Raw genomic sequence first — 15862 nt, forward strand, 5'->3', positions numbered from 1 at the left:
GTAAGGGCGAGCACCACTGCCAACAGTTTCTTCATCTTGAACCTCCTATGATTTGGTTAACCTTTAATAGATCCAATCATGATCCCCTTTACAAAATACTTTTGCAGGAAGGGGTAGATTACGATAATGGGGGCGGTGGTTACTACCATGGTGGCAAGCTGCACCGACTGGGAGTTTACCTGGCCGCCTGAGATGCCGACCGGCATAGCTACCACAGCCCGAGAAGCGGTGGCGCTGGCGATTACCCGGTACAGGAATGTTTGGATAGGCTGAAGATCCGGGTTATTTACAAAGATGACGCCCATAAAGTAGTCATTCCAGTTCCACACACCGACAAAGAGGGCAATCGTAGCCAGGACGGGGGTAGATATAGGAAGGATAATTTTAAGGAAAATGGTGAAGTCGTTAGCCCCGTCGATATGGGCCGATTCTTCCAGGGCTGCGGGAATTTCCCGGAAAAAGGACATAAAAATAAGGGCGTTCCAGAAATTAAAGAGCCCCGGAATTACATAGACCCAAAAGGTATCATAGAGACCGATGCTCTTTATCAATATAAAATAAGGAATGAGACCGCCGCCAAAAAACATGGTGATGGTTCCGAGCATCATATAGAATTTGTGACCCATGAGGTACCGTTTGGAAAACGCGTAGGCTACCATGGAGGTAAAGAACACGCTGCCCACCGTGGCAAAAAGGGTCCGCCAGATGGTCACATTAAAGGCCTTTACGATATTTTTATCCATAAAGACCGCCTTGTAGCTATCCAGGGTAAACTTGCGGGGCCACCAGTAAATGCCGCCCAGCATGGTATCCGCCGACTCGTTCAGGGAAATGACTACGGTATACCAGATCGGGTACAGGGTTACAAAACAGATGAGCACCATGAAGAGCTCAAGCGCCCGTTCCCCAGCCTTAGCCAGGGCAAGCTGCCGATGCAATGAAGGTCTATGTTGATATTTCATACTATTTTCCATAATTCACCTGCCTAAAAGAGGGAAACATCGTTCAGTTTTTTAGTAACCCGGTCAGCCATAAAGAGGAGGACAAAGGCTACAATAGACTTGAAAAGGCCGATGGCAGAAGCGTAGGAGTACCGCATACTCCGCATGGCCACATGGTACACATAGATATCGATAACGTTTGCCCGGGATGCGTTGAGCGGATTCCAGAGCACGAGGATCTGATCAAAATTAGAGTTAAGCAGGTTTCCCACCGCGAGTATAAAGAGGATGGTTATGGTCCCCTTAATAGAAGGCAGGGTTATGGCGAATATCTGCCGGAATCGCCCTGCCCCGTCCACGGTGGCTGCTTCATACAGTTCCGGATCTATACCGACAATCGCGGCAAGGTAAATAATGGCGGACCAGCCCAGTTCCTTCCAAATATCAGAAATAACCACAATACCCCAGAAATAGTTCGGTTCCGCCAGGAAGGTAACGCCTTCTTTAGTAAAGCCCGCGAGCATAAGGAGCTGATTCACCAAGCCGGTATTGGAAAGCCAGGTAGTCAGGATACCGCCGAGCACAACCCAGGAAAGGAAGTGGGGGAGATATGATATGGTTTGAACCCAGCGTCTGAACCGGGGACTCCGCAGCTCGTTCAGCATAATTGCAAAGGCAATCGGCAGCGGGAAACCGATGAGCAGTTTCAGAATCGACATCCCTAAGGTATTAGCCAAGACATTGCCGAATTCAGGATCCTTCACAAAGTTAATAAAATGCTGGAACCCTGCAGAATCCGCCCAGGAAGTTTTTAGAAAACTTAGGCTGAATAAGGATTCGGTAATCCGATAGTTTTTCTTAAATGCCACAATAATGCCGTACATGGGAGCATAGTTAAATACGAGCATCCACAGAACCCCCAGGAGGGCCATAATCTGCAGGTGCCGCTGTTCCTTAAAAGTTTGCCATAGACTCTTTCTCATACGCTTATCCTTACCAAGGAGTATAGGGTTCAATTTTTCTCTGGCATAGGCACCGGAATTTCGGTATGGTGTCTTTTTTTCGGTTTTTCTATTTTTTCGCAATCGATTTCGTTGACATATTGGCCTTGCCGCACCTATACTGCATACTGAAAGGAGCTCTATATGAACGGATTACGGCTTTCTTCATTACAGACCACGGGGAACGAACAGGTACAGAGCGGCCTGGTTTCCTTTTTGGATGATACCTATTTTAAGATTTCTCATATTGATGCGATGCCGCCCTTTTTCATGACCATCGTCAGTGCCTCCGATGTGTGGAACTTTATTTGGTCCAACGGCGGAATTACCGCAGGCCGGAAAAACGCCGACTATGCAATTTTTCCCTATTATACTGCGGACAAGGTGGCGGACGGGAAACCCTATACCGGGTCCTATACGGCCATTAAAGTGGCGGACGGGAAGGACGCTTGGTATTGGGAACCCTTTTCATCCTGCAGCGCGGGTATTTGGAACATAGAGCGGAATCTGTATAAAAACACAAGCGGCTCCAGCGTCTATTTTGAAGAAATAAATCATGACCTGGCTCTTGCCTTTCAGTACGGCTGGACCAGCAGCGACCGCTTTGGTCTTGTCCGGCACAGCAGGATACTGAACCTGGGAAAGGCCGAACGCACTATAGAAATACTCGACGGCTGCCAGAATATTATGCCCGCCTGTACGAGTGCCGATTTTCAAAATGCCAACAGCGTGCTTCTGGATGCCTATAAAAAAAACGATCTGGACCAAGAAACCGGTATGGCCCTCTTTGCGGTTAGTTCCATCGTCACCGACAAGGCAGAACCAAGCGAGGGTCTTTTTGCCAATGCAGGCTGGTTCAGCCGGAGCGGCAAGATTTACCTGGCTCACGAGACTAATGAAGCCTTTAAGTACGGGCTTCCCCTGCCGGAAACACCGGTGCTTAAGGGACAGCGGCCAAGTCATTTATTGTACCAAACCATTAAGCTCGCCGCAGGAGCCCAGGATGAATGGTACCAGGTCTTTGACACGAACCTGGATGCCAGCGCAGCTATTGCCCTGCGAGAAACAATCCGGGACAAGAAAAAGGCCGAGGCACTGCTGCGGGAGGATGTTAAAAAAACCCAGGCACAACTGGAAAGCTACCTTGCAGCAGCCGACGGTATCCAGCACAGCGCAGAAGAGATAACCTGTATTCACCACAAGGCTAACGTGCTCTTTAATATAATGCGGGGCGGCTTTTTTGTCGATGCCTACGACATATCCGCCGAAGACCTAGTGGCCTTTGTAAAGGTGCGAAACAAGGCACTGGCCCCGATCATGGCACAAACCGTAGCCGGGCTCGGAAAAACCATCAATTATTTAACTCTTCTTAATCATGTTCGGTCCCAGAACAATGCCCAGCTTGAACGGATTGCGCTGGAATACCTGCCCCTTACCTTCTCGCGGCGCCATGGTGACCCGAGCCGGCCCTGGAACCGGTTCTCCATTGAGCTTAAGGACGACAAGGGCCGGCGCAAGCTTAACTACCAGGGAAACTGGCGGGATATATTCCAGAACTGGGAAGCCCTCGCCTATTCCTATCCTGGCTATATCGAAGGTATGGTGTCCAAATTCCTTAATGCCCTTACCCCCGAAGGCTTTAACCCCTACCGGATTACCCGGGACGGCATAGACTGGGAAGTGGTGGAGCCTGATAACCCCTGGTCAAACATTGGCTATTGGGGGGATCACCAGGTGATTTACCTCTTAAAGCTGCTGGAATTCCAGTATAACCTGGACAAAAAGGGCCTTTTGGCAGCCCTGGACCAGCCCCGGTATTCCAGCGCCAACGTTCCCTACCACTTAAAGCCCTATAAGGATATTCTTGCCAATCCCCGGTCAACCATAGACTTTGATCACCAGCGGCATCACGCCATAGAAAAGCTCGTGGCAGAGCTGGGAACCGACGCGAAGCTCGTGCTGAACAGGGACAAGTCGGTAGCCCTCGTTTCTTTTACAGCAAAATTCTTGGCAATCCTCCTTGCAAAGCTTGCAAACCTGGTTCCCGGCGGCGGCATCTGGCTCAACACCCAGCGACCCGAATGGAACGACGCCAACAACGCCCTGGCTGGCTACGGCCTTTCCATGGTGACTCTGTATTACCTGCACCGCTATGTAGATTTCGCCATTCAGCTGTACAGCGAATCCGATGCATCGGCCTTTGCACTACCCGAAGAAACCTACGTCTGCCTGCAGGACCTGGGCTGTATTTTTGCGGACACAGACCCTGCGGCAGCAGACACACCCCAGGGACGCCGGAATTTTATGGATAGGGCCGGAAAGATCTACGAAACATTCAGGGAAAGCCTGTACGTGAATGGTTACAGCGGCAAAACAGCCGCGCTATCACGGCACGAACTACTGGAACAGCTTAAACGCTTTAAAACCCATATTCTGTACACTATCCAGAAGAACCGCCGGAGCGACGGCCTTTACCATGCGTACAACACCTTTAGTGTAGAACAGGACGGCAGCATTACCCTCCACTATCTTGATGAAATGCTCGAAGGCCAAGTGGCAGTCCTTTCGTCCCGGGCGCTTACCGGTTCTGAAAGCCTTACGGTCTTTAAAGCCCTCCGTCACGGCAGGCTTTTCCGGGAAGACCAGTATTCCTATATTCTGTATCCCGACAAGGAATTACCCCATTTCCTGGAAAAAAACCGCGTTCCCAAAGCGGAGGTCGAATCTATTAAGCTTTTGAAAAAGCTTCTTGAACAGGATGACCACCGGATTATTAAGCTGGATATCCATGGTATGGGTCACTTTAACGCCCAGTTCCGCAATGCCAAGGATCTGGAAAAGATGCTCCATCATATCGGAGCAGAAGATCCAGATCTGGCCGCTCTTGTCCAGAACGATAAACAGGCCGTATTGGACCTGTACGAAAAAACATTCCATCACCGAAGCTTTACCGGCCGGTCGGGAACCTTTTATGCCTATGAAGGACTGGGCAGTATTTACTGGCACATGGTGTCCAAGCTGCTATTGGCCCTTCAGGAAACACTGCTTCTGGAACAGGACAAAGAAATCCGCCAGGGCCTTATCGAAGCATACTACGATGTACGCAAGGGGCTTGGGTTTAACAAAAAGCCCGAAGTCTATGGGGCCTTTCCAACCGATCCTTATTCCCACACACCCGCGGGCCAGGGCGCAAAACAGCCGGGCATGACCGGGCAAGTAAAGGAAGAGGTCATTACCCGCTGGGGAGAATTAGGCTTGAGCATCCGGAACGGACAGCTCGTCCTGGATCCGATTTTACTTAAAAAATCAGAGTTTTTGGCTGACAGCCACCTTGCATTTACCTATTGCGGGGTCCCCTTTGAATACCGGCTTGGAACAAACAACGAAGCGGGTATCCTTGTTCACCAGAGCATTCCGGGTCCCGATAAAACAGAGGTGTTCAAAATCTCAGGTCTCGCTCTTGACACAGACCATAGCAGAAGGCTCTTTAACCGGGATGGCAGCATAGTAAAAATAGAAGCTATTATTCCTGCCTCTGTCCTGCTCTCGTAAAAAAGCCCCCGGTCCATGCGGCCGGGGGCTTTTAATTTTCTGGAACCTAGTTGTCTGGAACCGCAGCAACATAAGGCGGCCGCAAAACGTCGCCGCCGTAAAATGCTGCTGATTTTTAGCGAATCACCAGTGTCTGTATACCCCGGGGCGGACAGTAAAGGGTCCGCTCATCCGTTTCGCCGGATAACCTGAGACGGTATACCATGTCAGCCTCGGTCCTGTTGGTAAGTACAAGTACTATGCTCCCATCCTGATTACGAACCGCCAGGGCTTCCATAGTATTGCCCATGCGGCCGTCCACCGCCGCAGGTACCATCCATGAATCCATCTGAACACCAAGCCGGCGGGCCCTGGGTTTTATATACCGGCTAAAATGTCCAATATAATAGAAAGAACTCTGATAGTATGCCCGACCTTTGTCCGTATCTACCAGGACCGGCGCGTCGCAGAGGTTTCCCACATGGTTGGGCCCCCCGGTAAGATCCAGGGCTATGTTCCAGTCTATCCAGGCATGGCAGCCGCTATTAAGATCATTGATGATATTGTGGGCATAACGCTCACCGGTAAACCATGCCCCCGGCCGGGCTCCCCCTTCCACGCAGCCTTCTGAAAACACAAGGAGCTTATCCGGATACGTTTCGGCCACCCACCGTACCGCCTCATACTGATCCCCTGAATACCAGTGATAGGCCGCGCCGGCAATGTATTTTTCAGCACCGGGCCAGGCATAGCTTTCGCTGGCCCGTTCCCAGAGACGGTCCCGGTTATGGTCCCAGACCAGTATTTTGATATGGCCATACCCCGCTTCTTCGAGCTGGGGGCCTAATTGTTCTACCGCGAATTCGGCCTCTTCGCTGGCGGTCCAAAGGCAGGAGTCCCAGACCTGGTTTGCCTCCGGCTCATTCTGTATCGAAACAGCCCATACCGGAATATGCCGCTTTACCAGTTCATCAATAAAACGCACAAAATAGGAGGCCCACAGCTTATAGTATTTTTTAAGGAGCTTGCCTCCATGGTTCATATCATGGTTGTCCTTCATCCATGCGGGGGGACTCCAGGGGGATATAAGCAGGGAAAGACCGCCTGCGGTTTGCATGGCGTCGCGAATAAGGGGAATCTGGTATCGTTCGGCCTTTTCCATCGAAAATGTGGCGAGGCTTTCGTCCGGTTCTTCCACACAGGCCCAGTTTCCCAGTGAAAAGTCGCAGCTATTCAGGTGGGTCCGGGCCAAGGTATAGCCGAGCCCTTCCGCCGGATCATAATAAGCCTTGAGCACCTCTTCCCGTTTTTCCCGAGGCAGGGCTGATAAAACATAGCCAGAAGATTCGGTGAGGGCCCCGCCGAATCCCATGATTGGTTGATATATCTGTTCCGGTTTTATAGTGATAATACAGGAAAGGTGTTTTGCCTGCCCGAGCTGCCGTTCATGTAATGAAACAGGAGAAAGACGGCGGTCCGTATCCTTTGCGGTCTCGATAATTTGTTCAATGTTCATACACACTCCTCACCTTATAGGGTTTTCGGCCTTATACAGTATTGTACTGTGAAATAGAATTATTCGCAATCGATTGCGAAACAATTATGCCGCTGTCTTGTAAGATTGCGCTGGTGAAAGATTTATTTCAGGGCCTCTACAACCACGGGGTGAATGTATATTTTACTGATGGACACAAGACCCTGTTCTACCACATGCCAGTCTGAGCCGTCATCTTCCTTGGTTTCTATAGCGCCCCCTTCGAGGAAACAATAGTGGTGCCCGTCAGGGGCGTTAAAGCGGACTACCTGGTCGTTATAACGGCGGCGGGATGGATAGGTAAGACGGTATTCATCTATTTTCGCGGCTTTGTTGGGTACGTTGATATTAAGAAAGGTATCGGTCTCCCAAAGCGAACGGAGTTCATCAAGATGGTCTGCGATGTACCGGGCGGCAGTTTCATATTGAAAGGGCTTTGTATGAGCGCCTATGCTGACCGCAAGGGATGGGATGCCATGCAGGGCGCCCTGACGGGCGGCACTCGCGGTGCCTGAATAGATGATATCGGTCCCCAGGTTGGGGCCCTCGTTGATACCCGAAATAACCATATCAGGCTGTATGGCCAGATCCCCTAAGAGGCTCACGATAACACAGTCCGCAGGTGTTCCCGAACAGGCCCACACGGTATCTTCCTTTTGTCGCAGCCGGATCGGCCCCTGCATGGTTATGCCATGGGATATGCCAGACCGGTTTTCTTCCGGTGCCACCATATAAATCGTATGTTTGCCTAAGGCTTCCAAAACATGTTTTAGAGTCAAAATTCCCTGGCAGCCAATTCCGTCATCGTTCGTAAGGAGTATCTTCATAGATGAACTATACCAAAACCGATGGGATGCGTAAACTGTGCCCTTCTTTCACACCCGATTGCCAGGTCGGTAGTACAGGTCATCCCCTGCATGGTGGAGCCTCAATTCCCATGCATGGGGGATAGCACGGGCAGAGAGGACTTCGCCGGCAACGATGGCGACAGACCCAATCCTGAGGATCTCAAGAAGACGGCAATCCAGGGAGGCAGAAACACCGTCGGGAATGCGGGCATCCACATCGACCGCGTTGTGAAAAGGAATTTCAAAGGCTTTATATTTGTCCAGTTTAGCCCCCGAAACAGAACCGGTTTTTTCGACCAGTTCTTTTTGATGATAAGTCGGAAGGGCAAGGGAAAACTCCCGGCTGGATTCCAAGTTTTTAAAAGTCTGGTGTCCTGGATCGATGACAAAGAGGACTCGGGATACCGGTTCATAGTCCAGGGGGCAGTTCCATGCGATGGGAGCCAGGTTGTATCGGTTGTCTGGAGAGATAGTACAGACAAGGATAAGACCGCCGCAGTTAAGAAGCTTGTAGGCATCGGTGGGATTAATGGTTTTATATTCCATAATAAATAGGGTAGACAAGCAATACAAAAAACGCAAGGGGATGAGATAATTTCAAATGTGGGGCACTTGATTACTATTCCCGTGCGGAGCCCACCCCTTTGCCGCTGTCACTAATGTCAATAAGGGCCTGCGGAAAGGGTCTAAAAAAGCTTTGGCCCCGCAGGTATTCCTGATTAAAACGCTCAATCCAAGACTGGAGCACCGTTTGGCAGGCGCTTAAGGGGAGCCGCCCCATTTGATAGGCTTCCAAAAGTTCCAGAAAATGGGACCGTTCCCGATTTTCAAGCTGGCCGGAAAAATAGCCAAAGGCATGAAGAAGGACGTTTACCATAGAGCCCCGCCGGGGGATCCGCTGAAACATACGGGGAAGCTGCTCCTGATATGCAAAAAAAATATGCCCTACCGGCAGCTGGTCGTGATTGGCCACTAGCCGCCCCAGATCCCGCATGACCGCCTGGTTGTAGGCCATAAATAAGAGCTTGTTACGGGTATGAAAATTCACCAGATCTTTCATAGTGCCCGATTGCTTTGCTTGGCGAAAAGCGGCTCTTGTGAAAATGGCGGTATAAAAATGCTCACGGATAGTAAAATTGTTAAGCCGCCCTTCGTTTTCTTCGGGGATATCTGGGTAGGCCTGCATGAAAGCCTCTGCCCAAAAGCCCCGGCCCTTGCCGTTCTGGGCTGCCAGGGGATCCGCACTAGCGTATATTTTTACATCCCGGTCCCCACAAGAGGGAGACTTTTCCTTAAAGATGGCACCGTCTAGGTCACCAAGCCGCGCTATCTCTGCAGCGCAATAAGCAAGCATTTCTTTGGTATAAAATCGGCCTGTTGCGATTTGGAAAAGGGCCAGAGCACCCTCGTGCCGGACGATCCGGACAGGGTTCCGGGGTACACCGAGACCGATTTCTGCCTCGGGACAGCGGGTTACGGGTTCAATAAAAGGCTTAAGGGCTCTCACAAAATCGCAGCCAATCATGGCACCGTTCCAGCGACAGGCATCGAACTCTATGCAGCGGCTTATAAAGATACGGGGTTTTGGGAAAATTTCTTGAACACTGGCCATGGAGCCTCCATTTTCGGTATGTTTTTATAAGTTTATATCATGAGTGCCCATTTCAAAAGACGATTTCTACGCTTTGAGATAGAAATAGGCTTTGAAATTTGCGTTTACGTCCCCGGAGGGTTATAGTAATATTTATCCCGGAGGAATATATGGGGAATTCGCTCGCACCAGTTATAGAAGTAATAGAAGAAAAATGCGTAAACTGCCACACCTGCATTTCCGTTTGCCCCGTAAAATTCTGCATTGATGGTTCTGGCGACAAGGTGACAGTGAATCATGATCTCTGTATCGGATGCGGGTCCTGTATATCAGCCTGCACCCATGGGGCTCGCAGGGGTATTGATGATTTTGATCGCTTTATGGAAGCCGTTACTAAAAAAGAAAAACTATTTGCCATAGTTGCTCCTGCCGTAGCGGCCCATTACGATACGGACCGGCTCCGTTTTAACGGATGGCTTAAAAGCATCGGTGTTACCCACATTTTCGATGTGGCTTTTGGGGCCGAACTGACGGTCCAATCCTATTTGCACCACATTCAACAGAAGAATACTCCGTTGGTCATAGCGCAGCCATGTCCCGCCATCGTCTCCTACATAGAAATTTATCAGCCCGAACTCCTGCCTTACCTAGCGCCGGCAGACAGCCCGATGCTTCATACCATAAAAATGATACGGCACCAGTTTCCTGAGCTCAAGCATCATAAGGTTCTTGTTGTTTCTCCCTGCGTTGCAAAGCGCCGGGAATTCGATGAGACCGGCATCGGAGATTACAACGTAACACTGGAGCGGATCAGCGCTTACCTGGAAGCACAGCATATTGATTTAAAAACATTCCCTGAAACTGATTTTGATGGCCCCACCGGCGAACGGGCTGTTATGTTTTCTTCTCCTGGGGGCCTTAAAGCGACAGTAGAGCGGGAAAGGCCCGATTTGTACAATACAATTCGAAAGATTGAAGGCCCTGAGATGGTATATGACTATCTGAAAGGCGTTACGCAATCGATTACGAAAAAAGCAAATCCCCTGATTTTAGATTGCTTAAATTGCGAAAAGGGCTGTAACGGCGGCACCGGGACCGGTTCTCAGGATATTCCCATAGATATATTGGATGCGGCGGTCCAACGCAGGCTGCAGAGAGAAACAGCAAAATTAAGCAACAACAGCGGTCCTTTTAAAAAAAGCTCTGTCCAGAGTATACGAAAATTGATCAACAAATATTGGAAACCGGAGCTTTTTAATCGCAGCTATGTAAACCGGTCTGATTCTCTGAGATTACAGGTTCCAAAGCAGGATGAACTGCAGGAAATTTACCACAGGATGTTAAAAATAGAAGAAAAAGATTTCCTGAACTGTGCAGCCTGCGGCTACGGAAGCTGTGAGCAAATGGCAATTGCAGTATATAACGGGCTTAATAAACCGGAGAACTGCCAGCATTACCGCCAATTGGTGCTAGAACGGAACCATCGCAATATCATCAATATGGTCTTAGAGCTGGATAAAGAAATTGCAGCGAGTACGAAAAACCTGAATCAGGTTATAAATATGCTGCCAGAACTTTCAAAGTTTACCCAGGCTCAATCGGACTCACTGGTCAATTCAACTCAAAAAATAAGAGGCCTGCTTTCCAGCATTCAGGAGATTGGCAGCCTTTCTTCCAGCCGCAGCACTGAGTTGGGAGCCTTGCTTGATATGGCTCTGGCAGTACAGAAAGAACTGGGGGCCTCGCTGAAATCTATCCAATCACTCCGGGATCACATACACGGGGTTAATCGGCTCATAACAGATATTAATAAAATCGCAGCGCAGACAAACCTCCTGTCCATGAATGCGGCGATAGAGGCAGCCCATGCGGGCTCTGCCGGGGCGGGATTCGCGGTTGTAGCAGAGGAAATTCGACATCTGGCAGACATGGCCAGGGTAAATGCGAACGAGATAAGCAAAACTATAACAGAAATGATTAGGGCTATGGACAGCGCCGCTACGGTAACCACCGAATCCGGAACCCATATTCAATCGGTACTGGAAAAACTTGCCGCGGAAGCAGATGGAATGAAAGAGATTTTTGGGTCCATGCGCGCCATGTCTTCCGAGACAGGGGGTGTTGGAAATGCCTTGGAGCAGCTAACAACGGCGACACAGCAGCTGGAAAGCCTGACAAAGGAGATGGGCGTTTCGCTCCAAGCAATTGCCCAGGAAGTAAACTCAATCTCTGAAATTTCCCATAAGAACGCTGCGCTGGTTTAAATAATGAACAATATAGAAACCTATCTTGATTGGCGGGGAGATCTATCTTTTAAGGCGAGTCCCTTTAATCCGGTTGATAACCTGATATTCAGTGTCTTTGCCTATCTCCCCTTTGATGGTCTTGTGCCAGGATTTACAAAAAAACAGGGACTTGCACTTGGAGAAGTGGCAGAAATATTTGCACAACTCAGCGCAAAAGAGAGGAGAGAACGGGGCTGGTCTGAACGAATTGAACGGCATATAAGTTTTTTCCGAAGGGCCGCAAAAACAAACCGTTTTTCCGATGTGAGAATTTTAGGCTATCAAAACCATTTTGACCAGGAAGCGGAGACCCAATTTGCTGCGGTGACCTTTACTCTTACCGACGGAAGTAATTTTATTGCATTTCGGGGGACCGATGCCACCGTTGCGGGCTGGAAAGAGGACTTTAACATGAGTTTCATGACCCCTGTTCCAGCCCAGCAGCTTGCACTTCTTTATTTGGATAAAGCAGCCAACTCTTTATATGGTAAACTCAGGATCGGAGGTCATTCTAAAGGAGGAAATCTTGCAGTGTACGCTGCGACATTCAGCGGTTTCTGGACAAAACGGCGAATCACCGCGGTGTATAACAATGATGGCCCCGGTTTTGACAAGCCTATAATCGCAAAAAAAGGGTTTAGAGAACTGGAGGGCCGGCTCTTTGCTTATGTCCCCCAGTCATCTATTATTGGGATGCTTCTTGAACATTCAGAACAGTACACCATTGTACAAAGCACCCAGCGGGGCATTGCCCAGCATGATCCCTATTCATGGGTTGTACTTGGGCCGGATTTTGTCTGCGTTGACACCGTAAGCGATACGAGCCGTTTTATTGATACAACTATAAAAGAATGGCTTGGTGCGCTAAGTCCTGAAGAACGGCAGCGCTTTGTCGATGCGTTATTTGACATTATCGAAGCTGCGGACATTAGCAATTTTAGGGACCTCTCTACCAACTGGATCCAGCGGGTCCGCGCAATGGGAACAGCCATTTCTAACCTTGACAACGAGAGCCGCAGTATGCTCATAAAAACCGCAGGGCTCTTGTTTGATACTCTAAAAGAAAATGTGCGGCTCCTCTTACCGACAGGTGAAAGAAATGGAGAAAAAACAAAACCAATTTCAAAACTCGAAGAGGAGTGACCGACTTTGGAAACAGGCCTAAAGCCCAAATTCCAGAAAAGTGCACAAAATTACCGATTTATGAACAATCGGTGTCTGTGACTCATGCTATACTGGTGTCCGTGTGAGAATACCGTCCCTTTCCATCAGAAACAGACTTCTCTTTTCCTTTTTGGCCCTGCTTTTGCTTCCGGTAATAACCCTGGGAGTCATCGGTCCGCTTATATTTTCCCGTTCCATAGAAACCCAGGTTATTGATCACACACTAAGAATGATATCCCAGGTTGATAAAAACTTGGAATACCTGGTGGTAAACCTGGAGAAACTGAGCAGCCTGCTGGAAGCTACCCCTTCGATTCATCAATTTTTTATGCCCCCTGAAGAAGCAGCCCAGAAGGGGGCTCCACAGGGGCCACAGACGAGCCTAGAGGTGAGCCTTCAGGCGAGCCTGAAGGCTAGCCGTCAGGCTAATGCATTGGCATTCATGGACGCATGCCGGGAAACCCACAAGGAAATTGCGGGGATCCTCCTTATTTCCGCGGATGACCGTATTCTGACCAGCCATTACACCCGCATTACCCGGGACCCTCTTACACTGGAGCCCTGGTACCTTAAGGCGGTGGGCTCCACCCAGGCGGTCAGTATTTTCTCCCGTCCTATAGGAAGAAACATACGAAGCCAGTTAGGCTACGGCAGCGATGACGTGGTTTCTATCGTTAAGCCAATCCGGGATCCGGCACAATTTAACCGGGTTGCTGGAGCAATTCTTATAGACCTACGGTTGGAAAGTATTCAGGAACTCCTGGCAGATTCTTCCCTTGGACGTGACGGATACCTTTATATTTCGGACCAAAATGGGGAACTGGTTTTTGCTCCGGTAAACCAAACGATTTACCGGATCGCGCCTCGGCAGCTTCAGGGATCAGAGGGCAGAACACTCCGCCGTTATGGCCAGGAGGTATTTCAAGTCCTGTACAAACGGTCTTCCTATACAGGATGGACCACCGCAGGGGTATTTTCGGTACAAAGCGTACTGCGGGAAGTTTCCTTTATCCGGCTCTATGCACTGATCGTGGGTAGTTTTACGGTCTTCCTCGCAATCCTGCTTTCGGTTTTCTTTGCTTCCTCTATTGCGCTGCCGGTGGAAAAACTGAGGAGCCTCATGAAACAGGCCGAAACGGGAGATTTTTCAATCCGATTTTCCGAAAACCGTGAGGATGAAATAGGTCAGCTAGGTCACTCTTTTAACCGAATGATAGAAGAAATCAGCAACCTGATTGATCAGGTATACCAGGAACAGCAGCGGAAACGGGAAACCGAGCTGCGGGTGTTACAGGAACAGATTAAGCCCCACTTTTTATACAATACCCTCGATACAATACAATGGATGGCCCAGGAACATGGAGCCCGGGATATTGTAGACATGGTGAATGCTCTGACCCAGCTTTTTAGGGTGGGTCTTTCCAAAGGCCAGGAAATGATACCCCTACGGGAAGAGTTCAGGCATGTGGAAAGCTATCTCTTTATACAAAAAGTACGCTATGAAGATAAGTTCGATTATACCATTTCTATAGCTTCCGGCCTTGAGCAGCTGCGGCTTCTTAAAGTGATATTGCAGCCCCTAGTTGAAAACGCCATTTACCACGGCATTAAAGAACGCAGGGGGAAAGGTCATATCCAGGTGAGTGCAGTACGCGAAGGGAACGATGTATTGCTAACCGTAGAGGATGACGGTATCGGGATGCCTGCGGACAAACTAGCCCAGCTCCAGGAAGAGCTATCTTCCATCCGTGAGCTACGGACTGAGAGCCATAAAGACTGGGGCGAGCTTGGCCACATTGGATTTGGGGCCCGCAATGTGCATGAACGAATATTTTTAAACTTTGGGCCCGGTTATGGTATCACCTACAGCAGCACCTGGGGGCTGGGGACTCGAGTAACTATCCGGCATCCAGCCATAGAAGTATAAAAGGGGACGCCATTATGTGGAAAGTGTTGATCGCCGATGACGAACCGAAAATCCGCCGGGGGATCCGGTCCGTTCTTGAACGGCTGGATCCGGAAATAGAGGTGGTCGCTGAAGCAGGAGACGGGGAAGCGGCTTTGGCACTCGCAGAAAGTACCCTGCCAGATATTCTGTTCATCGATATACGCATGCCATTTCTGAATGGTCTTGAACTGATTGAACGGCTTTCCACATCCAGACGTGACTGGCTCATAATCATCGTGAGCGGTCATGACGAATTTGACTATGCCCGAAAAGCAGTTTCGCTTCAGGTCTTTGAATATATTCTGAAGCCGGTCAATGAAGATGAATTATTCAGGACATTGGAACACGCAAAACGGGAGCTTGCCCTGCGGAGAGAAACAAACAGGTATATCAATTGGGCTCGGGAAACAATACGGGAGCACCGAGAAGTCTTACAGCAGCAGTTCATCCTTGATTGGCTTTCGTCTTCATTATCGAAAACTGAAATAGAAGACTGCAGCAAGTTTCTTGGTCTTACTCTTCCGGAATATGCATCCATTCTTGCCATCCGGCTCGAAGACAAGGTGCTTACAGTGGGAAGCTTACAAAAAGGGTACCGGACCATACTGACCTATTCTGTAAAACCAATTATTGAAGAACGGCTCGGCAAAAACACTCTCTGTGTCATCGATAGGGACGATACGGTGATAGCCCTCTGTAACGAAGATGGAGCAGCACTTCAAAATGCCATACCGGCCATAGAAGCTGCGATAGAAGAGACAACCCATCTACACCCTCTTATTGTATTGGTTCCCAGAGCGCAAGCCGGGAACAGGGAGCCTCGCACCGTGCAGGAAGCCTACGAGGAGGCTTTATCGGAACTTACTAAAAAGGGCAGCTACCAGACCTTTGTATTGCTTGCCCAAGGGTATATCGAAAAAAACTACCAGTATCCGGATCTTTCGCTTGAGGAAACCGCCACGGAACTGGAGATAAGCCCTGGATATCTATCCAGGCTTATGAAACAGGCTACGGGCTAC

General features: G+C 49.5%; 11 protein-coding genes. 5 read left to right on the forward strand and 6 right to left on the reverse strand.

Features of this window, described 5'->3' with window-relative positions; translation table 11 throughout:
* Window positions 1–56 precede the first annotated feature (56 nt).
* Entirely contained in the window at window positions 57–962 is a 906-nt protein-coding gene (locus tag Q7P68_RS12565) for a carbohydrate ABC transporter permease (protein WP_304226200.1), read from the reverse strand.
* Between the two features lie 23 nt (window positions 963–985).
* Window positions 986–1924, reverse strand: a complete 939-nt coding sequence (locus Q7P68_RS12570) for an ABC transporter permease (protein WP_304226202.1) — start codon at window positions 1922–1924, stop codon at window positions 986–988.
* A 162-nt stretch (window positions 1925–2086) separates the two neighbouring features.
* On the opposite strand from Q7P68_RS12570, the gene Q7P68_RS12575 reads away from it, so the two are divergent.
* Complete coding sequence (locus tag Q7P68_RS12575) at window positions 2087–5494, forward strand: phage portal family protein (protein ID WP_304226204.1); 3408 nt, start codon at window positions 2087–2089, stop codon at window positions 5492–5494.
* Window positions 5495–5609: 115 nt separating this feature from the next.
* On the opposite strand, the gene Q7P68_RS12580 is transcribed toward Q7P68_RS12575, so the two are convergent.
* The 4 genes from Q7P68_RS12580 to Q7P68_RS12595 form a co-directional block, all read right to left on the reverse strand.
* Window positions 5610–6989 (reverse strand): glycoside hydrolase family 30 protein, encoded by a 1380-nt coding sequence (locus Q7P68_RS12580; protein ID WP_304226206.1) that lies wholly within the window; start codon window positions 6987–6989, stop codon window positions 5610–5612.
* Between the two features lie 122 nt (window positions 6990–7111).
* Window positions 7112–7834, reverse strand: coding sequence for a 5'/3'-nucleotidase SurE (surE, locus tag Q7P68_RS12585; RefSeq protein WP_304226208.1), 723 nt, complete (start codon window positions 7832–7834; stop codon window positions 7112–7114).
* A 48-nt stretch (window positions 7835–7882) separates the two neighbouring features.
* Window positions 7883–8401, reverse strand: coding sequence for a flavin reductase family protein (locus Q7P68_RS12590; protein WP_304226209.1), 519 nt, complete (start codon window positions 8399–8401; stop codon window positions 7883–7885).
* Window positions 8402–8474: 73 nt separating this feature from the next.
* Window positions 8475–9467 carry a YbgA family protein gene (locus Q7P68_RS12595; RefSeq protein ID WP_304226211.1) on the reverse strand — a complete coding sequence of 331 codons (993 nt, stop codon included), beginning with the start codon at window positions 9465–9467 and terminating at the stop codon, window positions 8475–8477.
* A gap of 149 nt (window positions 9468–9616) precedes the next feature.
* Here Q7P68_RS12595 and Q7P68_RS12600 point away from each other — a divergent pair, with 149 nt between their 5' ends.
* From Q7P68_RS12600 to Q7P68_RS12615, 4 genes are all read left to right on the forward strand, one after another.
* Window positions 9617–11710, forward strand: a complete 2094-nt coding sequence (locus Q7P68_RS12600; protein ID WP_304226212.1) for a [Fe-Fe] hydrogenase large subunit C-terminal domain-containing protein — start codon at window positions 9617–9619, stop codon at window positions 11708–11710.
* Window positions 11711–11713: 3 nt separating this feature from the next.
* Window positions 11714–12874, forward strand: a complete 1161-nt coding sequence (locus tag Q7P68_RS12605) for a DUF2974 domain-containing protein (protein WP_304226214.1) — start codon at window positions 11714–11716, stop codon at window positions 12872–12874.
* 103 nt (window positions 12875–12977) lie between these two features.
* Window positions 12978–14822: a cache domain-containing sensor histidine kinase gene (locus Q7P68_RS12610; protein ID WP_304226216.1), complete on the forward strand. Its 1845-nt coding sequence runs from the start codon at window positions 12978–12980 to the stop codon at window positions 14820–14822.
* A 14-nt stretch (window positions 14823–14836) separates the two neighbouring features.
* Window positions 14837–15862, forward strand: a 1026-nt coding sequence (locus tag Q7P68_RS12615; protein ID WP_304226218.1) for a response regulator, incomplete at its 3' end; no start/stop codon positions are given.

Source organism: Gracilinema caldarium (assembly GCF_029265695.1).
Classification (GTDB): Bacteria; Spirochaetota; Spirochaetia; order Treponematales; family Breznakiellaceae; genus Gracilinema; species Gracilinema caldarium_A.